15 protein-coding genes are annotated in these 25929 nt (G+C 40.4%); 2 read left to right on the top strand and 13 right to left on the bottom strand.

The window, feature by feature from the left end; genetic code table 11:
* Window positions 1-123 precede the first annotated feature (123 nt).
* The 3 genes from DWX23_RS06660 to DWX23_RS06670 all read right to left on the bottom strand — a co-directional run bounded on the left by DWX23_RS06660 (window position 124) and on the right by DWX23_RS06670 (window position 6271).
* On the bottom strand, window positions 124-1746 hold the full coding sequence (locus tag DWX23_RS06660) for a RagB/SusD family nutrient uptake outer membrane protein (RefSeq protein ID WP_122355768.1): 1623 nt from the start codon (window positions 1744-1746) through the stop codon (window positions 124-126).
* Between the two features lie 13 nt (window positions 1747-1759).
* Window positions 1760-5155, bottom strand: coding sequence for a TonB-dependent receptor (locus tag DWX23_RS06665; protein WP_122373881.1), 3396 nt, complete (start codon window positions 5153-5155; stop codon window positions 1760-1762).
* A gap of 117 nt (window positions 5156-5272) precedes the next feature.
* A complete protein-coding gene (locus tag DWX23_RS06670; protein WP_122373882.1) occupies window positions 5273-6271 on the bottom strand; it encodes a FecR family protein in 999 nt (332 codons plus the stop codon).
* A gap of 797 nt (window positions 6272-7068) precedes the next feature.
* Here DWX23_RS06670 and nhaC point away from each other — a divergent pair.
* Together nhaC and DWX23_RS06680 are read left to right on the top strand one after the other, a co-directional pair.
* On the top strand, window positions 7069-8535 hold the full coding sequence (gene nhaC, locus DWX23_RS06675; protein ID WP_122373883.1) for a Na+/H+ antiporter NhaC: 1467 nt from the start codon (window positions 7069-7071) through the stop codon (window positions 8533-8535).
* On the top strand, window positions 8504-9694 hold the full coding sequence (locus DWX23_RS06680) for a dicarboxylate/amino acid:cation symporter (protein ID WP_122373884.1): 1191 nt from the start codon (window positions 8504-8506) through the stop codon (window positions 9692-9694). The genes nhaC and DWX23_RS06680 overlap by 32 nt, the downstream gene beginning before the upstream one ends.
* A gap of 15 nt (window positions 9695-9709) precedes the next feature.
* On the opposite strand, the gene DWX23_RS06685 is transcribed toward DWX23_RS06680, so the two are convergent.
* The 10 genes from DWX23_RS06685 to DWX23_RS06730 form a co-directional block, all read right to left on the bottom strand.
* Complete coding sequence (locus DWX23_RS06685; RefSeq protein ID WP_122373885.1) at window positions 9710-12106, bottom strand: TonB-dependent receptor domain-containing protein; 2397 nt, start codon at window positions 12104-12106, stop codon at window positions 9710-9712.
* A gap of 112 nt (window positions 12107-12218) precedes the next feature.
* On the bottom strand, window positions 12219-12932 hold the full coding sequence (locus DWX23_RS06690; RefSeq protein WP_122373886.1) for a LytTR family DNA-binding domain-containing protein: 714 nt from the start codon (window positions 12930-12932) through the stop codon (window positions 12219-12221).
* A gap of 1 nt (window position 12933) precedes the next feature.
* Window positions 12934-13950, bottom strand: a complete 1017-nt coding sequence (locus DWX23_RS06695) for a sensor histidine kinase (RefSeq protein ID WP_122373887.1) — start codon at window positions 13948-13950, stop codon at window positions 12934-12936.
* Window positions 13951-14064: 114 nt separating this feature from the next.
* The gene (locus tag DWX23_RS06700; protein ID WP_122373888.1) at window positions 14065-14613 is read right to left on the bottom strand and encodes a 3'-5' exonuclease; all 549 of its coding nucleotides are present in this window, start codon (window positions 14611-14613) and stop codon (window positions 14065-14067) included.
* Between the two features lie 134 nt (window positions 14614-14747).
* A complete protein-coding gene (locus tag DWX23_RS06705) occupies window positions 14748-17684 on the bottom strand; it encodes a glycosyl hydrolase (RefSeq protein ID WP_122373889.1) in 2937 nt (978 codons plus the stop codon).
* Between the two features lie 52 nt (window positions 17685-17736).
* Window positions 17737-19380, bottom strand: coding sequence for a RagB/SusD family nutrient uptake outer membrane protein (locus tag DWX23_RS06710; protein ID WP_122373890.1), 1644 nt, complete (start codon window positions 19378-19380; stop codon window positions 17737-17739).
* 11 nt (window positions 19381-19391) lie between these two features.
* Window positions 19392-22649, bottom strand: a complete 3258-nt coding sequence (locus DWX23_RS06715) for a TonB-dependent receptor (protein WP_158607054.1) — start codon at window positions 22647-22649, stop codon at window positions 19392-19394.
* A 291-nt stretch (window positions 22650-22940) separates the two neighbouring features.
* Window positions 22941-23948 carry a FecR family protein gene (locus DWX23_RS06720; protein ID WP_122373892.1) on the bottom strand — a complete coding sequence of 336 codons (1008 nt, stop codon included), beginning with the start codon at window positions 23946-23948 and terminating at the stop codon, window positions 22941-22943.
* A gap of 86 nt (window positions 23949-24034) precedes the next feature.
* Window positions 24035-24607 carry an RNA polymerase sigma factor gene (locus tag DWX23_RS06725; protein WP_122355726.1) on the bottom strand — a complete coding sequence of 191 codons (573 nt, stop codon included), beginning with the start codon at window positions 24605-24607 and terminating at the stop codon, window positions 24035-24037.
* Between the two features lie 143 nt (window positions 24608-24750).
* Window positions 24751-25923 carry an FN3 domain-containing metallophosphoesterase family protein gene (locus DWX23_RS06730; protein ID WP_122373944.1) on the bottom strand — a complete coding sequence of 391 codons (1173 nt, stop codon included), beginning with the start codon at window positions 25921-25923 and terminating at the stop codon, window positions 24751-24753.
* Between the last annotated feature and the right edge of the window lie 6 nt (window positions 25924-25929).

The raw sequence follows: 25929 nt of genomic DNA on the forward strand, positions 1-25929 counted from the left end.
CGACCGTTTTTTTTAGTCACTATAATACGCATACTAATCGACTAATTATCAATGGCAATACCGGGGTTATCAGGTTAAATAAATTGTTCATCCGGTATCGTCTGTCAAAGTTAGCGAGTAGGCTTATTTATAATTGGGATCCTGAACCAAAACACCGCCAGCCTTATCTATTTCTGTTTGTGGCAACGGGAAATAATAGAATGCCGGTTTAAATACTTTTATGTAAGTAGGTAAAGCAGGATCTGCAGCTCCATTCACCAGTTCTTCCATTAATTTCCAACGTTTTAACTGAAAATAACGATGACCTTCAAATACAAATTCCACGCGCCATTCATTACGAATACGTTCACGCATCTGTTCTTTGGTCAGTCCCGTAGGTAGTTCCGGTTGTCCCGAACGTACACGGATCTGGTTCACGGCATCATATACTTTCTGAGTCGGTCCGTTTACTTCATTTTCAGCTTCAGCGATCATCATCAGCACTTCTGCATAACGAAGAATGATAACATCCGCATCGGAAATAGTAGAATAACTCGGCATTTCTTTTGTCGGTTGGATCAACTTCATCATACCGAAACCGGTTTGCATCTGATTAGTGACCGTAACAGGGTCTCCTTCTTGTCCATCCATCGAAAAATCAGCCACACCGCTATGACAAACCGTTTCATACAAACGGCGGTCACGATTTTGGAACAGTTTCTCTCTCTCTGCTTTATTGGCATTATCCAAAGCCCCCGTTGCCAGTAATGATTCATTTACCGGAACCGTCAACGGAGATTCACCCCATTTTTGCCCATCTGTACATTCAAAAGCATCTACTAAGTCACGAGTGACACCGCAAGTGGTCCATGCTGCATAATATAAATCCATACTATGTGTGGTATTGGGAGCCAGATAACGAACGGAGAACATGATTTCGGGAGAAGCCAACTGCTCAGCGGAAATGAAATTATCACGCATTCTGTCGGCTAATCCATATCCTTGAATACTTTCCAGTAAAGATACAATGGCCCCCATTTTAGAAGGATCGGCATTACCATTATCATCGTAAGCTTCAGCCAACATCAGACGAGCTTTAAACGCTTTCAAAGCACCCGGAGTAAAATATCCGGACATCTGTGAATCCGAATAAGGTTTATCCGGCAGAGCTGCAATCGCATCATCAAAATCTTTCACAATCTGAGTATAGACATCAGAACGGGAAGCTTTTGCCTGATACATATTATCCATAGTCAATGAAGCTGTTACCAGAGGGACCTCACGATAGCATTGATATAACCAGGAATAAAAATATCCTCTTAAAGCCTTCGCTTGTGCGAGCATAAAAGATTTTTCATCAGCAGACATATCCGTTCCTTCATAAACTTCCAGATTCTCCATCAATAGATGAAGACGAGCTATACCCTGATAACAATGATTATACATATAAGTCACATATCCTGTTGTATTCGGATCCAAATCACCTAATGCTATTGTTTTGGTTTTACCATAGGTATCTTCATCATGCTGGCAAATAGAATTGTCCGTCAAATTATCAAAACAAGCAATAATTTGCGACATTTCTCCCGGCCATTCGTATACCATAGAAAAACTACCAGCTAAAGCAGATTGAAAATCACTTTTTTTCTGCCAAAAAACAGACTGTGATGGCGAAGATGGAGGATCTTTCTGTAAGAAATCACTACAAGAAGTCGTAGAACCCACCAACAAAGCCGAAGCCAATACTATATTTATTATCTTTTTCATTGTATTCTACCTTTTAAAATTCAACATTTAAACCAAAAGAACAAATTCTATTTTGCGGATAAACAGCTGCACGTCCATCATCCTCACGTTCCGGATCCAGACCGTAGAATTTTGTAAATGTCAATAGATTATCTCCTGAGAAATAAACTCTTACCCGTGACATTTTCACTTTATCCGTAACGGCTTTTGGTAAAGTATAGCCGAATGTCAAATTCTTCAAACGGAAATAAGAAGCATTCTGCAACATATAAGTATTCGCTCTGTTATTCTTATTACCTCCCAAATTATCGAAGTAAAGACGCGGATGTTTGGCATTATATGGATTTTCTTCTGTCCACATACCTTCTATATATTCACGCGTCGGAGCAGAGCCCTGACGGAACGGATAGATTCCCCAGTCGTTTGTATACCATTTCTTACCTGAAACACCTTGTCCCTGTAACGATAAATCGAAGCCTTTCCAGCTAGCACCGGCATTTACCGAATATTCAAAACCCGGGAAACGTCCTGAAATAGGAATACGGTCATCATTATCAATTACACCATCATTATTCTGATCCTTAAACTTCAGGTCACCCGGTAATGTATTATCATTAAATTGTTTCGGTGAATTTTTCACTTCATCTTCCGTTGCAAAGACACCGATACATTCCAGCATATAATATTCATTATACGGAAGACCTTCTCTTCTCAATTTATATCCGTCGATTTCCTCTGCACCAAACTGCGTTAATTTGTTTCTCGAGCGATCGAAATAAACACCTGCATTATATTGCAAGCCCTTAAAGACTCCATCCGTGATCATGTTGTTGTAATTGAAAGCGATTTCAAAACCTTTGTTTTCAACTTCTCCATTATTTACAGTCGGAGCAGTCATACCCAACAATGCAGAAACCTGTGAGGTACGCAAAATATCAGAAGTAACTTTCTTATACCAGTCGAATGTAACATTCAACCCATTGAATACCTGCAAATCGAAACCGACGTCGGTAATAGTAGTAGTTTCCCATTTGATGTCGCGGTTTGCATACGCTTTCTGCTGATAACCCACGGTTTCAGTTTTCTTATCAAACGGATAGTTACTTACACTGGCAATCATCGCCTGATATGGATATAAACCAATATTCTGGTTACCTAACTGTCCCCAAGAAGCACGGATTTTAGCATTATTCAGCCAATTCAGATTCAAATCCTTAATAAAATCCTCTTCCGTAATACGCCAACCTGCAGAGAATGAAGGGAAAATACCCCAGCGATTTTCCGAAGAGATACGGGATGTACCGTCATAACGCATATTGGCTTCAAACAGATAACGTTCTTTAAAATTGTAGTTCAAACGGCCGAATACAGACTGGATGGCCCACTCTTCCTGTTTTCCTTCATTAGACCAATTCGCAGTAGAACCGGCATCGATTACCGGCAAGTCAAATGCATATTCTTTTCTGAACGCTCTTACTGTTTCATACTTTTCCGATTCCTGGCTATAACCGGCCATAATACTGAAGTTGTGATTTTTATTCGGAGTAGAATAATCATACTTCAAATAAGTATACAGATTCGTATAGAAACGACGTTGATCTTCAACAGTCAAACCATTAGAACCTCTATCCAGATAACCGGTTTGTTCGCCTGTATGATAATCATAAACCGGGACATCGGATCCTCCCCACTCTTTCCACTTATTCGATTGCAAACGAGCGGCCCCTTTTGTATACCAGGTAAGCCCTTTAGCCAGATTTACCTCCAACCACAATTGAGCATTCACATCAAAATCCTGATAATTTTTAGTAGTGTTGGTACCAATGATGGCCGGCATATTTTTATTGTGAGATTCAAAAGAATAGGCGGAACCGGTCCAGCGGGTAACACCGGAACCATCATCCGGCAACCACGGCATATAAGTAGGCGCCTGCGACATTGTTGAAAGTAAAACATCACTCTGTCCCTGACGAGGTTCTTCCCGATCACCATACATCAAATTGGAATAAGTACCGATCTTGATAAAATCAGTAATCTGAGAAGTCAAGTCGATTGTCGCATTGTATTTCTGATAATCGAAGCCTTTCAACGTACCAGGCTGATTTACAAAGTTCAAAGCAACATTATATGTTGTCTTTCCGGCATTACCGGCAATCGACAGATTATGATTCTGAACCACGGCTGTATTGAACATATAACCCAACCAGTCGAAATTAGGATATTGTTCGCTACCACCACCATTCCGATAAGCATCGATCTGCTCCTGGGTATAGCGTTCTCCAGCTCCGGAATTTGCTTTGGCCAGGTTAAACAATTCCATATATTCTGCAGAGTTCGTTACCATATCGTACATACGAGTCGGGTTGTAGATGCCTACATTTCCATGATAAGCAATGTGTGCCTTACCATCACCAGCCGCCCCTTGCTTCGTCGTCACAAGAATAACCCCATTGGCGGCACGAGCACCATAAATAGCAGCAGACGCAGCATCTTTCAATACAGAAACACTTTCAATCATGCTCGGATCCAGGTTAGAGATACTACCCGGAACTCCATTTACCAAAACCAGCGGATCAGAACCTGCATCAGAGAAAGTTCCCTGACCGCGAACACGAAAAGTAGTAGCCTCAGCACCCGGGGCTCCTAAACCCTGGTTGACACGCAAACCCGGAACCTGTCCCTGCAACATGGTTGCTGCATTAGTAACCGGACGTTTGGTCATCTCTTCGCCGGTAACAGCCGTTACAGCACCGGTCAAATTCAATTTCTTCTGCGTACCGAACCCAACCACAACCACTTCGTCCAACGCCTGTGAATCTTCTTTCAGAATAACAGAAACTACAGATTTATTTCCAACAGGAATACTCTGTTCGATATAACCTATATAAGAGATTTTCAATGTTGCTTTGTCAGGCACATCCAATGTAAAGCTACCATCCACATTAGTTACCGTACCGATTGTCGTTCCTTCTACTACAACATTTGCTCCGATAACGGGTTCATTATTCGCATCCAGAACACGGCCTGTGATCTGCTTTGTCTGTTGCATCACTGCTCCAGGCCCAATTTCTCCGGCACGAGTAATAACAACATGACGATCATTGATTTCATAGTGTACATTCCGTCCGTTAAACAGCACGGCCAATACTTCATTAATAGACTTGTTGTCCAGGGAGACAGATACTTTTTCATCCAGATTGAGATCTTTAACATCCAGACTGAATGAAAATTCACTTTGGCTCTTGATGGATTCAATAGCCTCACGGATCGTGGCATTTTTAAGATTTAAGGAAAGCATATGCTCAGTGGCATACGTACTCGCACTAAGAGTAAGCGTTCCGGCAACAAGAAATACACCAGCCAGATTTGCCAGACGTCCTGCTCTTGTAGCCAATAAGTCCTGAACAGATTTTCTAAATGTTTTTTTCATACTTCACTTGTTTAAGATTTAACTTTTTAATTACTTGAAAAAAGGGTTCCTGATTTTTTACCCCACGGTTACTACTACTTTTTCCTCATTCACATTTACTTTTGGGTTTGACTTATGTTAATTGAAAATTCTAACAAATTCCGGTTTCACCTCATACCTGAATTTATTGCCGGAAGACAATATTTCCAGTACTTTTTCTATCGACACATTCTCCTGAAAATCTGAATAATAGACGATATGTTTTAGTTTATCGCTTTCTATCCGGATCGGTATATTGTATAGGCGTCTCAATTCTTTTGCTATTTCTTCAAGCGGAACCTTATCAAAGGTCATCGCTCCGTTACGCCAATTCTCTATATGGCTGGCATCCACCGAATCGACCTGTATGGTCTGAGTCATTTTCTTGAAGGTGAATCGCTGGTTTGGTTTCAGTACGACCGGGGCGGCATCGGTCAGAAAATCTCCGACCTTCACCGCTCCCTCCTTGAGGGTTACTTTCACCTCTGAGTCTTCTTCATAGGATTTTAGATTGAATTTAGTACCGAGAACCTTCACTGTTAATTTCCCGGTATTCACCACAAAGGGTAATTCTTTATTTTTGCTTACTTCGAAATAGCCCTCCCCCGTCAATCCGACATTTCTCGATTCCCTGGCAAAGTTCGAATCATACGTCACCTTGCTCCCGGCATTCAGCCAGACAACAGAACCGTCCGGAAATGTAATCTTTGATTTTGCTCCGTCCGGAACCTCAACCACATATTCTTTGTATTCTTCAACCATCTCCGAAGCCGATCGCTCCGATTGCCACAAAAAGAATAATGAAGAAACTCCACACAATAAAAGAATGATAGCGGCAGCCGATAATTTCAATGCACGGCGATAGAATTCCATCCGGTTTGCCGGTTGGGTTTCTTCCTTAAACTTACCAATGGCACTTGTAACATCGAAACCATCGGCATTCGACATTACTCCGGTCGCTTTCCATATAGCTACCGTATTTTGGAAATATTCCCTGTTCTCCGGTTTTTCTTTGATCCACTGCCGTAAAACAGCATGGCTCTCAGCATCCAGAGACCCATTCAAAAATGATTGTATGTAATTATCTATTTGCACCATTTACTTTAATTTATGAGTGGGAAATATCCCTCATCATAATTAAAGGCGCAGAAAAAGAGAAGGAGGGTATATGGACTTTCATATTTTCATAATAAAATAATTATTTAATTCAGAAGTCCTGACACAGTGCAGCCTTGAGTAAAAAATCAAAAAGATTACTATTCAGGCAACAAGCGGTCATTATGATACAATATACCCTTTACAAGCGACACCACTATTTACAAACGTTCATCATCTGGCCGGAATAAAACTACATTATTTAACATTTTTCCCGCTTTAAGGCTTTTCACAGATTTACATTGTATTTTTTGAAGTTCGTTTAAAACGAGTTTTTTCTCATTTTAAACAAGAAGAGGGTTCGTTTTAAATGAAATATATGTTAAATTCAGTTACCTTTCAAACAGGATAGCGGACTTTTGCGTTAAAAACACATGCTATAAAACATTTTTATTTCGCTAAAAGATTCAAAAACAAATCACAAACAGATTAGCATATAAATAGTAAATCCCATCTATTTCAAACAAACCGTTCGATATTATCGCCTAATGCACCAGTTTGCTTCATTTCCCACTCCAACGAGTCCAACATGACAACACACAACTATTCCACAGTCGCATAAATCCGCACGGAGATATACCGGAATACATACAACAAAATCTCCAACAAGATAAAATAACATTTTGTCAATTTTATTTATTTGAACTACTTATCATCGGGATATTGAAATCCTATATGTCAATATATAGATTATTTTTGCGTATTTTTGCAGGCAAATAATTCAAAGCATATATATAATAATGGATCATAATCCCATAAAGATACCCTCACCTTTACTTTCACTGGTTCCCATACTTGTATTGGTAGCCCTTTTGTTTGTCACAATCCGGATATTCGGCAGCGATGCCCTGAGCGGAGGAAGTCAGGTGGTATTACTTACAGCCACAGCTGTTTGTTGTCTGATCGCTATGGGATACAGCAAAGTGCGCTGGAAAGCGATCGAACTGGCAATGATCAATAATATATCCGGAGTGGCTACGGCTTTGATCATTTTATTGATCATCGGGGCTTTATCCGGCAGCTGGATGATAAGCGGAGTCGTCCCGACACTGATCTATTACGGGATGCAGATCATTCATCCCAGTTTCTTTCTGACATCCACCTGTGTTATCTGTGCCATCGTTTCCGTTATGACCGGAAGCTCCTGGACCACCATAGCAACCATCGGCATCGCCCTCCTGGGCATCGGGCAAGCACAAGGATTTGACGATGGCTGGATTGCCGGAGCTATTGTTTCCGGCGCTTATTTCGGAGATAAAATATCCCCGCTTTCAGATACAACCATCCTTGCCTCATCCGTGACGGACACGCCGCTGTTCAAGCACATCAAATACATGATAATCACCACAGTCCCGTCCATAGTGATTACATTAGTGATCTTTACCGTAGCCGGACTGACACACGAAGCAACCGCTTCCGACCAGATTGCCATGTATTCCGCCTCTTTAAAAGAAACATTCGATATTTCTTTATGGCTGTTAATCGTCCCGATCATAACAGGTATCCTTATAGCCAAACGCATACCGTCTATCATCACTCTTTTCATTTCTACAGCTCTGGCCGGCATATTCGCTCTGATCTTCCAGCCCCATCTGCTACAGGAAATATCCGGTTTGCCGATAGAGAACATACAATCACAGTTCAAAGGACTAATCATGACCTTCTACGGTAGCACACAGATCCAAACGGGGAATCCGGATTTGAACGAATTGGTTTCCACCCGGGGCATGAGCGGTATGATGAACACGATCTGGCTGATCATTTGCGCCATGTGTTTCGGTGGGGCTATGACTGCCAGTGGAATGCTAGGAAGCATCACTTCCGTATTTATCCGTTTTATGAAACGGACGGTAGGACTGGTCGCTTCAACGGTTGCATCCGGTTTATTCCTGAATATCTGTACTGCCGACCAATATATTTCCATCATCCTGACAGGTAATATGTTCAAAGATATTTACCAGAAAAAAGGATATGAAAGCCGTCTGTTGAGTCGTACGACCGAAGATGCCGTAACCGTCACTTCACCTCTTATTCCGTGGAATACTTGTGGTATGACACAGGCAACCATCCTGGGTGTAGCCACTCTTACCTATTTACCTTATTGTTTCTTTAATCTAATCAGCCCGTTGATGAGCATAACGGTTGCCGCCATCGGGTACAAAATAAAAAGGATAAATGAAAAAGCTGAAAATATCGCTACTGACTAGAGTCATTATTGCCATCGCTGCCGGTGTTTTATTCGGCCAGTTTTTACCGAATGGCATCGCACGTATCTTTGTAACCTTCAACTCGTTGTTCGGGAACTTCCTTTCGTTCTCCATCCCCCTTATCATCCTGGGACTGGTAACACCTGCTATCGGAGACCTGGGTAAAGGGGCCGGAAAACTGCTGGCTATTACGGCCCTGATCGCTTACGGCTCTACTATCTTTTCCGGATTCTTTACTTTTTTCAGCAGCTCTGCCATCTTTCCCCATATCCTGCCTGCCAATGCAGAACTGACGGCAATGGATAATCCGGAAGATTTCATGCTGACACCTTATTTCACTGTGGCGATGCCTCCCCTGATGGATGTAATGACGGCTTTGCTCCTGTCGTTTACGATCGGCCTCGGACTTTCTTATATCAACGGCAATACCCTACGGGATGCATTCAACGACTTTCAAAAGATCATAACGATACTGATCGAGGCTGTGATCATACCGCTTCTACCTTTGCATATCTTCGGTATTTTCCTGAATATGACGGTTAGCGGACAGGTAATGAGTATCATAGCGATGTTCTTGAAAGTGATCATCGTCATATTCGTTCTCCATGTAGTGCTTTTAATCATCCAGTTTTCTGTTGCCGGAGGTATCAGCGGCAGAAATCCGTTCCGGCTCCTGAAGAATATGTTGCCGGCTTACGCAACCGCTCTGGGCACCCAGTCCTCGGCGGCAACCATACCGGTAACACTGGCACAAACGATAAAAAACGGGGTCCGGGAAACCATTGCAATTTTTGTTGTGCCTCTCTGTGCCACAATCCATCTATCCGGTAGCACGATGAAGATCACGGCTTGCGCTATGGCAATCATGTACATGGCCGGAGAACCGGTCACTTTTGCCGGAATGGCTGGCTTTATCATGATGCTGGGCATAACGATGGTAGCTGCTCCGGGTGTTCCGGGAGGGGCGATCATGGCAGCACTGGGATTATTACAGAGTATGCTTGGCTTCAACGAGACCTTACAGGCTTTGATGATCGCACTTTATATTGCGATGGATAGCTTCGGTACGGCGTGCAATGTCACAGGTGACGGGGCGATTGCCATTGTGGTAGATAAAATTGCAGGGAAGCAGCAGCCGTCTCCCGAGATCACCGAATAGATTTTGATGAAACATTCAAATACGATTACTTTCATCTACATATCTTTTTCGGTTGGCGGCTTTGGCTTCTTTTCCCTGTCGGAGCCGATACGAGAAAGAAAGACGAAAAAGTCTTCCCAATTCCCTTTCACGACTATTATAAAACCGTCCGGGCATTCTCACTTCTCCTTTCAGTAGGTTGGATTCGAAGATGTCATCGACAGTAAAGGAGATGGTTCCATTACCCTTAAATATTTGACGGCGTATTCCGGCATTGGCAATAAACAGGGGCTTAAAAGAATATTGTCCGTCAGCGTTTTTCCCCCGATAGGATAAATTTATTTCCGCTGTCCAGTTTTTGGAGAATTCAAACAGGTTGTTCAAGCCTGCATAAGGAGAAAACAGGGATGCTTTTTCTTCTTTGTCAAAAAAGAACCATTTATATCTTTTATAATTCAATGAGAGATTTGCACTCGCTTTCCACCAGGTAACCGGACTGAAGACTGTGGAATTTAAACGCAATCCGTATGAGTAGCTGGATGATAAATTATCGGGATAAACCAATATCCGGTCGTTTTCTTCCAGATGGAAACTTTTGCTGATAGGGTCTTTCACATGTAAAAGGAAAAGACTTGCTTTCATTTTGTCTTTCCAGACAAAAGACAATTCTATGTTATCGGACAACGAAGGTTTCAAATCCGGATTTCCTTGTTCGTGCATATAATTGTCGAATATATAGACAAAAGGATTCATGTCATTGTAGTTAGGACGGTTTATACGTCTGGAATAGAGGGCAGACAAGGCATTCCCGTTCGGAAGCTTATATTCTAAAGTTACCGAGGGAAACAAATGCGTGTAATGCTGGGAGATTCCTTTTACATTTGTATTTTCAACCCTGAATCCTAATTGTGTGGATAGCCTGTCTGAAAAACGGGTTTCAAGCTGTAAATAAACAGCATTTATATTCTCATTATAAGAAAACTGTCGGCTCAGCTGAACATCTTCTTTCCATTCATTATCAGACCGATTGTGATAAAGGGTAAAATTATCGACAGAAACAAAGGATGTTTTTACTCCGGCACGTACTTTGCTCTTACCTAACGGGAAACTAATATTACTTTCTCCCGCATAAATACGTATCTTCCCCCCCATATCACCTTTCAAGGTATCTTGTTTTTGTTGCCCTGAAACAAAGTCGTTGAAAACATCATACTGAAACTGATTTTCAGGCTGATTGTGATAGACAAAATCGAAATAGTTATTCCATTCCACTTCTTTCTCCGGTTTGTACGACATATTTATGCCTCCTGCATACGAACGGGGATATTTATTGTTCCTGTTACTCGTGAACAGTTCCGACCGCAATGGATGACCTGATTCGACAATCCGGGAGCTGATATCCCCGTCCTGCCTCCGGTCCATAATAAAACCGTTGGAATAGACTCCCAGATAGATTTTCGATGAGATATCATAATCAAATCCTACACGATAATAATGAGAGTCATATTTCCATTTTCTGTATGTATGCTGATGCATAAATTTACCCAACGGTTCCTGAGTGACCCAATCCAGGTCTTCCCGTATAACATTTAAATCATTGTAGCCTTTACCCGTGTAATAAGAATAGTCAGCAAACAGGCACAATTTTCCATCACGATATGCGTAATTAAAACCGACATCACCGCTGGCATATTTACCTTGCGTGTAACGAGAATTGACGGCAAGGCTGGTTCCTCTGAAAAAATGCCTGTCCATTTGCAGATTAATAATACCCGCATTCCCCGCTGCATCATACTGCGCCGAAGGATGGGTGATCAGTTCTATTTTACTTACGGAGGTTGCCGGCATGGAACGTAACAAGTTCATAAGATTATCTCCGGACAAATAGGTGGATTTGTTATTGACAATTATCTGCGAACCGCTCTGTCCGTTCAGTGATACGGTCCCGTCTTCACTAACAAAGACACCCGGCATTGTTTTTAATACATCCAACACATTGCTTCCTGCCTGGGTAAAAGGAGAAGACAGGTTGATAATTGTTTTCCCGGGAGAAAACACAATTTCGTTTTTAGCGCCTGTAACTGTTATCTCCGACAAACTGACTGCAGATTCTTTTAACCGAATATCTCCCATATCTATATTTTCGGTTTTGACTTCCAGAAAAGAGATATTTTTTTCAAACCCCAGCATGTAAATTTCGATCAGATAAGAGTTTTTTGAATTCGCATGAACCGTAAACAATCCATTTGTATCAGAAATCACTCCACTGACCAAAGTACTATCCTGTTCATGGTAAAGCATCACGGTACAATTGGGTATAGCCAGACCACTATCATCGATAATGCGTCCCGAAATCCTGATACTTTGTGCGTAAGTGTTCAGGGAGAAAAAACAAATGAACAGAAGAACGGAAAAGAAGAATCTGTTGACCATAATATATCTTGTTTTAAGTTACTTACGGTCAAAATTATTCCGGTAAACCGCCTAAAACAAAAAATATTGACGAACGACATATATCGATGGATATACTACACTTTTTCTCCTTTTACTCCTTTTTGGGGGAAATGATATAACTGCCTAATATGCGCATCACATCTTCACGCTGGCTACGCCCGATGGGAAGTATCTTATCTCCTATTTTTAGTTGATTACCTGTTACAGCGTCTATTTTATTGATATTAACGATATAGGAACGATGTACCTGCATAAATGAACTTTGCGGTAATATGACCCCAAATTGTTTTAAAGGGATACTGACTATATCTTTCGATAACGGCGTATTGATAATGACATAGTTTTCCATGCTCTCTATAAACAATATCTGCTCGAATATGATTTTCTTTAGTTGCTTATTGCTCCGGACAAAAACGTACGAACGCGAGTCGATTTCTTTTCCTGCCTTTTCCATAGTAACTTGTATGTTATTTATGGCTTTCATGAACCGCGCAAATGAAATCGGTTTTAACAAATAGTCAGACACGTGGAATTCATAGCTTTTCAAAGCGTACTTTTCATAAGCAGAGGTAATTACAGTGAGAGGCGGATTTTCCATATTAGCTAAAAAATCGAGACCCGATAAATACGGCATCTCAATATCAAGAAACAATAAATCGACCTTCGTCGTTTGTAATAGATTATTCAATTCGATCGCATTCTTACATTCTCCTGCTAATTCCAGAATATCTACTTTCTCGATATATTCCCGCAACCCTTTACGAGCCAAAGGTTCATCGTCTGTTATTACACATTTTATCTTCATCTTATTCCATCTCTATAGTTAATGTTGCTGTGAACAAATCCTGTTCTTTGTTGATTGACAAATCATGTCTCCCCGGATAAAGTATTGCTAATCTTTGTTTAAGATTAGTAAGTCCTATCCCTGCCTTTTGTTCGGATTCAGGATATCTTATGATTGTATTGGTTATTTTGAAAATAACCATATTACCTTGTTGACTTACCCGAATGCCGATATAAAAATTTCCATTTACATATTTGAAGGCGTTTTCGAGTAACGGATGAAAGAGTAACGGATGGATTTTCCTTTGGTTATCGGCTATCTCTGTTGAGAAATCCACTTTCACTCCTTCTTCAATCCGAAGTTTCTGAAAAGCGATATATGTATTAAGAAATTGAAGTTCATCCTCTAACGGAACCTGCTCTTCCACATCATAAAGCCGATATCTCAACAAACCCGAAAGAAGCTCGATACCTTCTTTAGCAGCAATATTAGTTTCATCTACCAGAAAATAAATTGTATTCAATGCGTTAAACAAAAAATGCGGATGATACTGGGCTTTCAGGAACTTCATCTCTGTTTCAAGCTGAGCAGCTTTTACCCTTTCCAATTCAAAGTTCTGCTCATCAACCTTTCTTCTATTATACTCATTCCGTATCAATGTAAAATAAAACAACAAAATCGGTACACAGACCATTACTGCAATTACATAATCTCTAAAGTAATCCGGCAGACTCAATAAAACATGTATAATAAAAACAGTAATAATAATGCATATAGAAAAGTAAATAGCAGCCAACCCATATTCTTTCACAATATCTTTCCACCCTTTTTTATTTGTACTTCTTTTTACAAAGAGCAGATACAATCCCCTGTCAATTAAATAAAAAAAAGGAGGACTAATTATTAGTTCTCTCAGATGTTGTGAAGGTGTAACCCAAAAAGTATTATCTATAGAAATATCGGTTACCAACCGTATTGCTTGTTGGCATATAACAGCTAATATTACAGGTGAAATCCATTTCTGTAAACGATACATCATATTTTATTTACGTTAGAATATCAAAAGCTCTCAAAACTACCTTCAAATTGAGATAGAATAAAATTTATTTGATGAATGTAAGCTTTTTCCTTCTAAACAGCAAATTTTCCTTTGTCAACTTCTTTTAGAACAGGACAATAATAGTTCTTGCAAAGTATTGGCACCTTTCTCACGCATCATTGCTACAGCGATATGTGCACAGGCATAAGCATCTGCCATCGCATGATGATGATTCGTCAGGTCATAACCGCAATAGGCTGCTACGGTATGCAGCTGGTGGTTGACCAGAAAAGGGTACATCTTTCGGGATAGCCGGCAGGTACAATAGAACTGGTATTTGGGATAAGCCAGTTCATAGGCCATATGGGCGGCTTTCAAGCATCCTTCATCGAAAGGACTGTTATGAGCTACCAGAGGCAGATCCGCAATTTTCGGTGCTATCTTCGCCCAGACTTCTTCAAAGTCAGGAGCCTCGTTCGTATCTTCCGGTGTCAGGCCATGAACAGCAGTGGTCCACTGGGTATAATAATTGGGATACGGACGGATCAAACTATATGCCTGGTCGATAACCTGATTGTCTTCTACAATGACAACCCCGACACTACATACACTACTGCGTTTCCCATTGGCGGTCTCAAAATCTATTGCGGCAAAGCGTTCCATAAAGCGTTTCAATCATTTTTGCAAAGATAATCAATAAACACCAGGAGCTCGATAACATCCGCAGATTTCCACAGCAAAGAAACGGGGAGTAGGTTCCATTGATTTTGAACCACTCCCCATTTTTAATCATTCAGTTATTTCTGCAAAGTAACAGGTCCGATAAGTCCCGATTGCTGCAATGGCGAATCTTTATTATAGAATTTCCATGAAGTAAATGTATATCTATCTTTCACCGGACGCCGCTTATTCTTGATAAACCAATCCGGCAATTCTTTCAGGCCATAACCCTGCGTATACTTATCGTAACCGCCGGGGCGATCTCCTGGAGTACCAGGATTGATATATTCGGCATCATCAGGATATTGTTCATCACCAATCATCCTGTTTGCCCAGGTATTGGCAACTTCTATTTCCAGAGTATTCCCCTGACTTTTGAGTAAACCTTGTGGTACCTGCACCTGCCACGGCGTACACCAGACAATGCCTAGCTCCTTTCCATTTAAAATAACCCGGGCCATATTTTTCACAATACCCAAATCTAGTATTGATGCTGAAACATCTGCCGCATTAAATGAAATCTTGTATTTCGCTATACCAGAGTAATATTTGATTCCCTTATCCGGATTTTCAGCCCAATCATGCAATTTATCGAAGACAACTTGTTTAGGACCTCCCCAACGAGGGTCAAAACTAACATTCCATTTACCTTCAATTTGTTGTACTTCCTCTTTTTTCCGAAAATTCGGAGTCCGCACCGTCTTCTCTGAAATAGGTTTGGTAAAAACCAAGAATCCGCTTTCACGAGGAAGCATTTCAACCGGAATAATGATACGTCCGTCAAAAACATCATACTCAGTAAGCTCACGTCGCTCCCCGTTAACAGCATTCCACCATTCAGGCTGAAGTCCGTTCCATTTAATGTTCACCTTCGCTTTCACCTTTTCTCTACCCCGATGGCTGATGAAATAAAGATCTCCCTGAGAAAGTTTGCGTTGCCCGTAAAGCATATCTTTTACTTCCCAAGGGTCTCCTGTAGATTGGAAAAACAACTCCGGAAGTCCCATTACTTTTTCCATTGCTGCATCTACCGGCATTCCGGAAAGAACACGTCCTTTTCCAAACTGAATATCAGATGCAGAGGTTGCTGATAAACCAAACCACAATTCAGAGATCAACCGTTGCATTCTCTCATCGCATTCCGGATAATTCTCCATGCTCAATGATTGAACAGGAGGAGGATTTCCGATTAAAGTGGCACCCTGGGCAACCAAATCCCGTATTTTTGCCAATGCTTCCGGACGTAAACGTTCTCCTTCTTTCAATATCAACGCGTTAAATTCAGTGCCATGAGGCAAAACAAGCTTACCATCACGAACACTCAACTTTTCCAATAAAACATCATCCGTAAGACATACCTGGCGATAACGTCCTTCGATAAGCGTCGGCATGGAAGAGATTTTAGTAGGGTACACCAATGCATCGGCAACAGGCAATCCTGCCTGCATCATATAATTACATCGGGCAAGATAGTTATGCCATGCTCCGGCAAAGGGCCACCATGTAAGATACCGGCAATATTGTGTACCAAAATAGCCCATGGTGAATCCCGGTTGATATTTATCAGAGAATGCATTATGGTAAAATCCGTGTATATAAAACTGATTTACGCCTTTAGTCAATGCATAGTCCGCTTCGTCTTTTAATATCCACGGATCATTTCTCCAGGCACTTTGATAAGGTTCTGCGGTAAAAGCTTCAGCCCATATTACATTCCGCCCATATAAAGAAGATGCTTCCATTGATGTACCGATAATATCCGACGGAGGCCCTTGCCTTTTCCCGTGTTGGTCCAAATGTGATCTTACCCAGAATTCCACACCCGGCTTTTTAGATATCCCGGCAATAGACTGCCAATCGAGAGGAATACCAAAATAAGGTTCCAACAACCATTCCAGATTATTTTCATCTGCCAATTGCTGTAACTTTCCATGGAACCTTTCCGCATATAATTCAGAAATCGTTCTTTGCATATCCCAACGAAAACGATTTGTCAGTTCCTGATCTCTAATGACCATATTATTATCTTTCCAGGCCGGTAACCAAAGAGAACAGTCATATCCTCGTCTTTTCTGAAATTCTTCAATAAAGTCATTTCCAAAATCCTGATAACCGGCTTCGTAACTGTCATTTTCAAATCCTTTAAAAGAAGTATACCCCTTCTGTTTCGCTTCCTTATTGATCCGTCCTACTATATTATCATACACAAGACGGATTGCATCCGGATCCATCCGGTCTACTTCATGCCCTACCGTTTCTATATCAGCAGGATGATTGAAACTGTTCGCTGTAACAAGTGCCATTCTCCATATATTCCACTTACCTTCAGGAACATTCCACACGAGTCTTCCATTTGCATCCATTTTATCGGTTAATACGATAATTTTATCCGGATCTATTATTTCCCCGGGTTTAGTTTCCGGAACAGCCAGTACCAACATATCTTTATTAAAGGTTCCCAGATCAGGTATTTTCTTTCTATCCTTATTCCATTCAGGTATAGAAAATGAAGGAGTAGGGACATAAGCCTTTTCCAAAACCGCATCAAAAGAGATAGGACCTTCTACCGTTTTCTTTGAATATGAAAGTCGTTTAAGACTCTTCTCTGCAGGGACCCACGGTCCGCCGGTATGACTCCAACCGGTACAAATGAATAATCTTACCTCTAATCCTAAACGATCGGATTCCCCTATGGCAAAATTCATCAAATCAAACCATTCATCACTTAGGACTTTCACTTTCCCCGGATAATCTCGATATGAGAAAACATACGGCCAAGGTTGCTGGTCGGACATAACCATGATCATGGTTCCTCCGATCCCCTGGGCTGCCATAGCTTCCAGGTCTTTCGTAATTCCTTCCCTGCTCACCATTCCTCCAAGCCATTGCCAAAGGACATGCGGACGACAATCAGCAGGAGGTTTAACAAAATGCTGCTCCAAATCAGACGAAGCACTGACTACTCCCGTCAGAAATAAGAGTATTGATATTATAAAACTAACAGATCGTTTCATATTTACTTTATTCTTTACATATGTGATATTAAGACATTAATTAAAAACACAATTAATATCCTGGATTTTGTTCGATAGTCCCCAGACTTTTCTCTACTTCTGTCCTGGGGATTGGTAAGTAATAATTCTTAGGATAAAAGTTGCGTTGAAATTTTATCACCTCCGTATATTTCTTCGTCTGGTCGTTTTCTTTTATAATTTCCATCGAAATCAGAGGTTTCTTTTCTGTTTCTTCTGCGATTTTCCAACGCCGTACGTCAAAGAAACGATGATACTCAAGTGCGAGTTCTACACGTCTTTCATTTCGAATACGTTTTCTCAATGCTTCTCCGCTATCTGTTACATCAGGCATCTGGACACTGGACCGACGACGTACCATATTCAGATATTTTCTTGCGGTATCTTCATCGCCCAATTCGAATTTTGCTTCTGCGTAATTCAACAGAACCTCTGCATAGCGAAAGAATATCCATGGGCTTGTAGGATTTTGAGAAGAGCCTGTCGGAGGTATAGATTCATCCAGGAATTTACGCAAATAGTAACTGGTTTCACTCGCAAGCCAGGTCGATCCTCCCCCTGTATAATCTTTATTATCTCTTCCTCCTTTAAATGTTTCCGTTTCACGCCCCTGCCATACGGAGCCATCATATAAGATCGACGCATAGAACCGGGGATCACGTCCTTTATACGGATTTTGAGGATCATATCCTGAAGTCGGATCAGGACGATATGTTCCATCCGATTGTTCTATGCAAGGTAATTTTCCCGTAGCTTTCATCTCATATGAATTAACCAGGTTTTGTAACGGGTCCATTGTTCCATGTCCGCCATCTCCGCTACGTCCTTGTACCATACTAAAAACCGTTGAATTACTTTGAGTAAATTGTCGTGCAAATATGATTTCATCATTATCCTTTAGAAAAATCGATTCATAATCATCCTGAAGACTATAACGAGTATCTATTAACTTTTCTATAGCCTTCGCTGCTCTTTCCCAACGCGCCACATCATTGTCGGGATTATGGAGCGGGCTTGCCCAATATAAAAGGACTCTTGCCATCAAAGCCTGACAAGCATCACCTGAAGCACGCCCGGTTTGATTTGCAGGCTGTCTATCCGGTAACATAGATTTTGCTTCTTCCAGTTCCGTTACAATAAAATTCACACATTCTTCATAACTATTTCTGGGTATACTGTAGTCTTCGTTAAGCTCATACACTTTTGTTATAATAGGAACTCCGCCATAACACCATAACAGATGTGCATAGATATATGCACGCAGAAATTTCAATTCACCAAGCATTCCATTACGTTGTTCTTCAGAAAGAGGTGAGCCTTGAGACTTATCGAAGAAAGTGTTTATCTTTCTTATATTAGAATAAGCAGTCCCCCAATAATTGAGATGCGTAGGTAAACTATTCACATTATCCGGATCCAATGCCCCGGCAAGCAGCTCCTGTGAGGCATAATCGTTTGAGCGAGACCAAAGTTCATCAGTATAACTACCTTGCATATATTGGTCAAAACCATGAGGTAAAGCAATATAACAGCTATTTACGTATAATTGCATTAAAGAAGGATCATTCCATACATCCTCATCCGATAATTTATCCAAAGGTTTAAGATCCAAAATATTGCATGAATTCAAGAATAGAACGGAGAGTATAGAATATAATATATATTTAATCTTTTTCATAACACTACTTTTTAAAAGGTTACATTAATGCCAAAATTAATTGTCCTCTGAATTGAATAATACCAATAATCATTGGTTTCAGGGTCATATCCAAGATCTCTCATACTGTCATATATCAGGAAAAGATTATTTCCGCTGGCAGAAATACGAATATCGCTTAAACCCATTTTATTAACAATCGGTTTCGGCAAGGTATATCCGATTTCAAGATTCTTTAATCTAAGAAATCCTCCGTTTCTGATCCAATGCGTATTATAACCGGAGTTGACATTTGCATTTGCTGAATTAGCACGCGGCATCGTCGCATTTGAGTTGTCTGCTCCCGGAATCCATCTGCCATCGGCACGCCATTGTAAAAAACCACCCCAGGTATCACTCATCGTACTGAAGAAGTTAGAATAGATATTGCCTTTACCTTTGACCATAGGAACATTACATCTTTCCTGTCCCTGTAGAAGTACTGACAAATCAAAGCCTTTGTACTGGACAGTTCCCGTCAACCCAAATGTCATTTCAGGAATATCTGTTTTAGTGATCAATATCTGGTCTTTTTCATTAATCACACCATCTCCATTCGTATCTCTGAAAATCAGGTCGCCAGGGCCTGCATTCGATAGATGCGGATAGCTAGCCAGGTGTTCCTCATCTTTGAATATACCGATTGCGTCATAATATAATTCAGAACCGTAAGGATTTCCTGTTTTGACCTGATAGGGTTCGGCAGCCGGAGCCTCATCTATAAATTTTACTTCGTTACGGGCGAACGCTAGATTTCCGGAAATAGAATAGGTAAAATCCCCCGCGGTATTATAATGAGTCAGTACCAATTCAAATCCGCGATTAAGAACACTTGCAATATTCTCGTCCGGCAAAGTTATACCGGTATAACCAGGAACTGTCGCATTACGTTTACCCAGAATATCATCTCGCATAGAACGGAAATAATCAAATTCCACTCCTAATTTTCCATTCCATAAATTTGCATCCAAACCCACATCCCAAGTCTTGGATGTCTCCCAGGTAACATTCGGATTAGGTACACGCGTTTCATAAATACCCTGGACATCCATATTGTTAACTACATAATTATTGCCGTAGGAATAAGTCATCAGGTACTGAAAATTATCTATTTTATCGTTTCCCATCATACCCCAACTCGCTCTTACTTTCAGATTGTTCAACCAATCCATATTCTTCATAAATGCTTCTTCTGACAATCTCCATGCAGCAGAGAAACTGGGGAAATAACCGAAACGGTTATTTTTGGGGAAGTTCGATGAGCCGTCGACTCTCAAAGTTCCCTGCAGGATATATTTTCCCTTATAGTCATAATTCAATCTTCCAAAATAATTCTGTCTGGCAAACTCGCTACCATAACCTTCGATACCCCACTTCGTTTTATCCGTTCCCCCTACATTCAATATAGGAAGAGATGTCGATTCAAATTCCGGTTTACTGGCACTCAGATAATATCCCTTTGTCTGCGTCTGCTCATAACCTAACATGACATCCAGATTATGATCTCCAAAAGAATGAGAATAATCGGCTTTTAACAAAAGATAAATGGAAGAAGGCATATCGCTCCTGTCTTGCAAAGATGCTTTTGCAGGCCCCATACCGTCCAAGCGCTTAATATATTCACTTGTTGCCTCATCCTTATTATACACATAAGACGGGGTTTGAAATGTTTTCCAATATTGAAAACGTGCATCATACGAACCACGTGCCGTAAAAGCCAGTCCTTTAACCCATGGAACCTCCCATTTCAAAGAGAGATTTCCTTCAAATTTATTATTTTTAATCTCATGCCATCCCGCATTATCATTAACCATATTAACGATGTTTTGATCTCCGCGCAAGGGTTGAAGATGGTCAGTTCCAGGCCAATACAATTGCCATTGTGGTGCATAAAGGAAAATATGACTGATTAATTCATAAGCACTATAATAAGGAGAATGACGAGAATCATATTGACCTGCGACATCCAGACTTGCAGTCAGACCATGTGCTACTTTAACATCTATATTAGAACGAATATTATATTGGTTGTATTTAATAGTGCTCCCTTCGAATTGTCCATTCTGTTTCAATTCACCTAAAGACAGGAAGTAATTTACCCGGTCACCACCACCTGAAATCGATAAATTCGTACGGTGTTGCGGAGTCCAATTGCGAATCATTTCATCAAAGAAATTGGTTGAAGTATATCCGGGCTCCGTTCCAACTCTAAATTTTTCCATTTCTTCCGGTGTATAAGCCATAACAGGTTGTGTATTCGGGTCGGCATGCTCCCTGACACGGATTTCATTTGCTACAGATGCAAAGGTATAAGCATCCGCCATTTTAGGATTCCTGGTAGGCTGGGCAAATGTCTGATTATATGAAAAATTAATTGTCGGTTTCCCTTTTACACCTCTCTTTGTTGTAACAACGATCACTCCATTAGAGGCACGTGAACCATAAATAGCGGCTTCAGAATCTTTCAGAACGTTCACACTCTCAATATCATTGGGATTAAGCTGACCTAGACCGGGACGTTCCACTCCGTCGATAAGTATCAGCGGACTACTATCACCGATAGTACCCCGCCCACGAACCAGAATACTGGCATCATCACCTCCGGGTTCTCCACTACGGCTATTTACAACGACTCCAGGTAGACGCCCTGCAAAAGCAGATGATATATTTGCTGTAGGAGATTTCATTATTTCAGTACCTTTTACAGAAGATACAGATCCTGTTAATGTACTTTTCTGCCGCGTACCGTATCCTACCACAACCACTTCTTCCAATGTATGAAGATCTTCTTTTAAAATGATCTGAAAATCACTTTTATTACCCACATTGATCTCTTGTGATAAATATCCGATATATGAAACCTGAATTTGTGCACCAGCAGTTACCGTCAAAGAGAATATGCCATTGGCATCAGTCATGATCCCATTGGTCGTCCCTTTCTCTATGATATTGGCTCCGATGATCGGTTCGCCTTTATCATCGACAACAACTCCGCTCACCTCCTTTTTCCCCGTCAAATTCGGAGATTGCGTGGATGATACTGTAATCAGTATCTTATTTCCCGAGACTTGATACTGAAGATTTCGTTTCGATAAAATTCCTGTTAATAAACTTTTTAATGATTGTTCCTTCACTGAGACTGTAATGGGTTCTTTTCCTGTAAGATCTGCATCCCTATAAGAAAAACGATAAGTTGACTGTTTTTCTATTTCCTGAAAAAGACGCGGTAATGTCACATTCTCTAATTTCAAGTTAACAGTGCCTGTTTGAGCATTCGCTGATATTGTTGTTAAAAAGATAAAACTAAGTACAAGTAACAAGTTTGTTCCACAAAATTTCGTACTTTTACACTTTATCTTAACTACGTTTTGTATAACATTCATAATAAGAAATTTAAAGTTGACTTTTAGTTTTTTTATAGCTATGCTATCACATAGCTTCTCGAACTGAATTCGACGATTTATCCGGAGAGCCGGCCCGCTTTCCGGATATTTTTTTCTTCTTCCTATGTTTTCATGCTTCTCTTTTTTAAGGTTAATACTTTATTTATTTGTCACAAAAAGTTGAATGACTTCTCCTTTTATCTTATAATCAAATCCATAATGAATTTTCAGTATCCTCATTACCTCTTCAATCTCTTCCTTATCAAACACACCGGTATAAGTTTCCTTGACAAGTGATGAATCCTCGATTTCAAAAGATACACCATATTTCCGTCCGACTCTCTTCAATACATTATCTATTGATTCAGACCTGAACACCAATTCTTTACTTACCCAAGCTGTTTCTAATATATTTGAAGTTATTATTTTCTTCATTAGCCCTGTTCTCTTATCATAAATAACTTTCTCATTCGGTACGACATGTATTTTCTCAAAAGGCGGGCAGACAGAAGAAACAGTCACACTACCCTGCACCAATGCCATTTCCAGTATATCCTTATCGGAATAAGCATATACATTGAACGAAGTACCAGTTACTTCAATATCCATAAATTCAGTATTCACTACGAATTTTTTTTGCACGTCTTTCTGCACATCGAAATATCCTTCGCCAGAAAGAGACACACGGCGATCTTTTTTCCCAAAATCCTGTTTATACGAAAGCACAGATTCAGAATTAAGTTTAACAGCCGTTCCATCCGGTAAAGTGATTGAAACCCGCTCTCCTTTTCCGACTTTGACTTCCATAACCCGGTCTGCTAACTGAGTAATTTCACGGTTATCAACATAGAAATAGACCGATAAGCTTCCCATTAGTAGAAAGGCCACAGCTGCTGCAATTTGTCGCCAGGCCAACTTTCTTATTCCGGGAACAGGTTTTATATTCATTTCTTGCCGGATACGAAGCAATAAGCTTTGGGCATCTTCCGACGATAAACATTCGTTATTATCCCAACTATTCCAACTATCGAGCAATACAGGAAAAAGTTCTTCATCCGAATGATTATTGATTTCCTGCCTGAGTTCACGAAATTCTTCCCGGCTTATTTTTTCAGCCTGATATTTCGTTAACCAATCTTTCAAATTTCTATATACTGATGTACTCATAAACCGGAGATTTCGTTTGTTTATGAGTTATATCCCGAAAGACCACATTTATAACATGCATTTTCGCATGCTATAAAACATATTTCTCAGAAGTATATCGTGAATAATATGAACAAGTAGGAATAATTGGATAATTCTCTACGCAATACTTTCAATGCCGCTGAAAGTTGGTTACGCACAACCTGTTCCGTTATAGATAAGCGGGAAGCTATCTCTGTAATAGAAAGATTATATTCTTTATTCAGAGTGAATATTTCTTTTTGGCGGGGTGTCAGCTTCTGTTTGGCAGTTTCTAATTCTTTCAGAAAAAGATCAAAATCATATTTAGCTTCTACATCTTCCGCTGAAACGACTTCTTTTTTGATCTCCAGATAATTCTCCATTTGCGGATGATTCAATTGACGGCGAAGCTCTTTCAATAAAAAATGATAGGAAATTGTAAACAAATAGGCCTTGAAGGATGTATCCGGATTTATACCGGCCCGGTTCGTCCAGATCTTCACAAACGTTTCTTGCACCACATCCTTTGCTGCACTGTCCGATTTCAGATAAGAGAATGCAAAACGGTAAAGCCTGGCGCCCCAAAGATTGTACAGAGCGTTAAAACTAGATTCTGATCCTTCGGTTAACTCTTTCAATAATTTTCTTTCCTCCAACATGCTTCCCGTTTCCTTTTTGAATCACAAATATATGAAATAAAAAATACCCGGGCATAGTAGGATATATAATAAACTTACTATTGCCCGGGATTTCATTCTACCACTTTTATAATAAACAGGTAGTTTTCTTTTAAAGGATCCCCTTATTTAGCATTCAACACGATCTGATCTACCGTTTTCCCTTCCAGATCCATTACTTTTAATTCCAGTTTATTGTCCTTAGTGACACCTTTTACAACCGTTTTATGGGCATTATCTATGACAGGAAATTTAACCGAAGAAGTAGGTTTGTTATTGAAATAACGATGTAAATGCCCGGATAACATAACATCGACATTCGCCTCATTTAAAATCGGGACAAATTTTTCCAACACTTCTTTTTGTCCATGCCATAATCTTTTATCCGGCAACGGAGGCATGTGAGCAATGATAACTCTGTATTTTGCCTCCGTAAAATCCTTTGATTTCACAGCCTCAGCCAACCATTTCGCCTGTTCTGTCCGATAGTTGTCATAATCAGTTATGCCACTATATTCAATATCTGAATCCGGCTTATCCTCTCCCGTATCCAGGAAGATATAACAGATCGGTCCCTGACGAAGAAGAAAATACAGATGAGGTTCCTTCGGTGAGAAATAATGCTGAAACGAAGCAGCAAATATACCACGAGTCTCATGATTTCCACGGGCATAATACATCGGAGTTTCTTTGGCAAACATATCAATGGAAACATCCATAAAGCCAGTGAAAAGCTCTTCTTCATTCTTTAGCTGGCTCAACATATCGCCATTAAAAATAACCATATCGGTATTCTTATAGTCTGCAACTTTCAACAGTTGGGGAATATCACTCGTACGACCGTGAATATCATTGATCATAATGAATGATGTCTCCGGTTTATTCCGATCATTCGTTTTAAAAACCAGAGGATCGGCTCCGTATACATCTGTTGCAGCCACCTTCCCGTACATAATTTCAACACCCTGGTGATCGAGAACTTCCTCTGCATAGACACGATAACGATAGTTTGTACCCGGGGTCAGTCCGGTTATTTTCACCGCATGAAGCAAAGAAGTATTTTTTACCCCGTTGGTTGAGTCGAAATACTTCGGACGGGCTTCCTGGTAATAATCGCTACCGTCGTCAGGAGCCAATTCCACCCACCCGACGGATGGCTTACTAGCCATCCAGACGATCGTAACTTCCGTTTCTTTGAGGTTCTGAAGATAAGGACCATGTTTGATCGAAATGCGATCCTGAGCAAAACCCAATACGGAAAAACATATACAAAGTAAACTTAACAACAATCTTTTCATATTTCT

Origin of the sequence: Parabacteroides sp. AF18-52, assembly GCF_003479145.1 — a bacterium.
Classification (GTDB): domain Bacteria; phylum Bacteroidota; class Bacteroidia; order Bacteroidales; family Tannerellaceae; genus Parabacteroides; species Parabacteroides faecis.

Bases quoted from the DNA above. Each gene is read 5' to 3' on its own strand.
- DWX23_RS06660 (WP_122355768.1), bottom strand. From the start codon at position 1,746: ATGAAAAAGATAATAAATATAGTATTGGCTTCGGCTTTGTTGGTGGGT.
- DWX23_RS06665 (WP_122373881.1), bottom strand. From the start codon at position 5,155: ATGAAAAAAACATTTAGAAAATCTGTTCAGGACTTATTGGCTACAAGA.
- DWX23_RS06670 (WP_122373882.1), bottom strand. From the start codon at position 6,271: ATGGTGCAAATAGATAATTACATACAATCATTTTTGAATGGGTCTCTG.
- nhaC (WP_122373883.1), top strand. From the start codon at position 7,069: ATGGATCATAATCCCATAAAGATACCCTCACCTTTACTTTCACTGGTT.
- DWX23_RS06680 (WP_122373884.1), top strand. From the start codon at position 8,504: ATGAAAAAGCTGAAAATATCGCTACTGACTAGAGTCATTATTGCCATC.
- DWX23_RS06685 (WP_122373885.1), bottom strand. From the start codon at position 12,106: ATGGTCAACAGATTCTTCTTTTCCGTTCTTCTGTTCATTTGTTTTTTC.
- DWX23_RS06690 (WP_122373886.1), bottom strand. From the start codon at position 12,932: ATGAAGATAAAATGTGTAATAACAGACGATGAACCTTTGGCTCGTAAA.
- DWX23_RS06695 (WP_122373887.1), bottom strand. From the start codon at position 13,950: ATGATGTATCGTTTACAGAAATGGATTTCACCTGTAATATTAGCTGTT.
- DWX23_RS06700 (WP_122373888.1), bottom strand. From the start codon at position 14,613: ATGGAACGCTTTGCCGCAATAGATTTTGAGACCGCCAATGGGAAACGC.
- DWX23_RS06705 (WP_122373889.1), bottom strand. From the start codon at position 17,684: ATGAAACGATCTGTTAGTTTTATAATATCAATACTCTTATTTCTGACG.
- DWX23_RS06710 (WP_122373890.1), bottom strand. From the start codon at position 19,380: ATGAAAAAGATTAAATATATATTATATTCTATACTCTCCGTTCTATTC.
- DWX23_RS06720 (WP_122373892.1), bottom strand. From the start codon at position 23,948: ATGAGTACATCAGTATATAGAAATTTGAAAGATTGGTTAACGAAATAT.
- DWX23_RS06725 (WP_122355726.1), bottom strand. From the start codon at position 24,607: ATGTTGGAGGAAAGAAAATTATTGAAAGAGTTAACCGAAGGATCAGAA.
- DWX23_RS06730 (WP_122373944.1), bottom strand. From the start codon at position 25,923: ATGAAAAGATTGTTGTTAAGTTTACTTTGTATATGTTTTTCCGTATTG.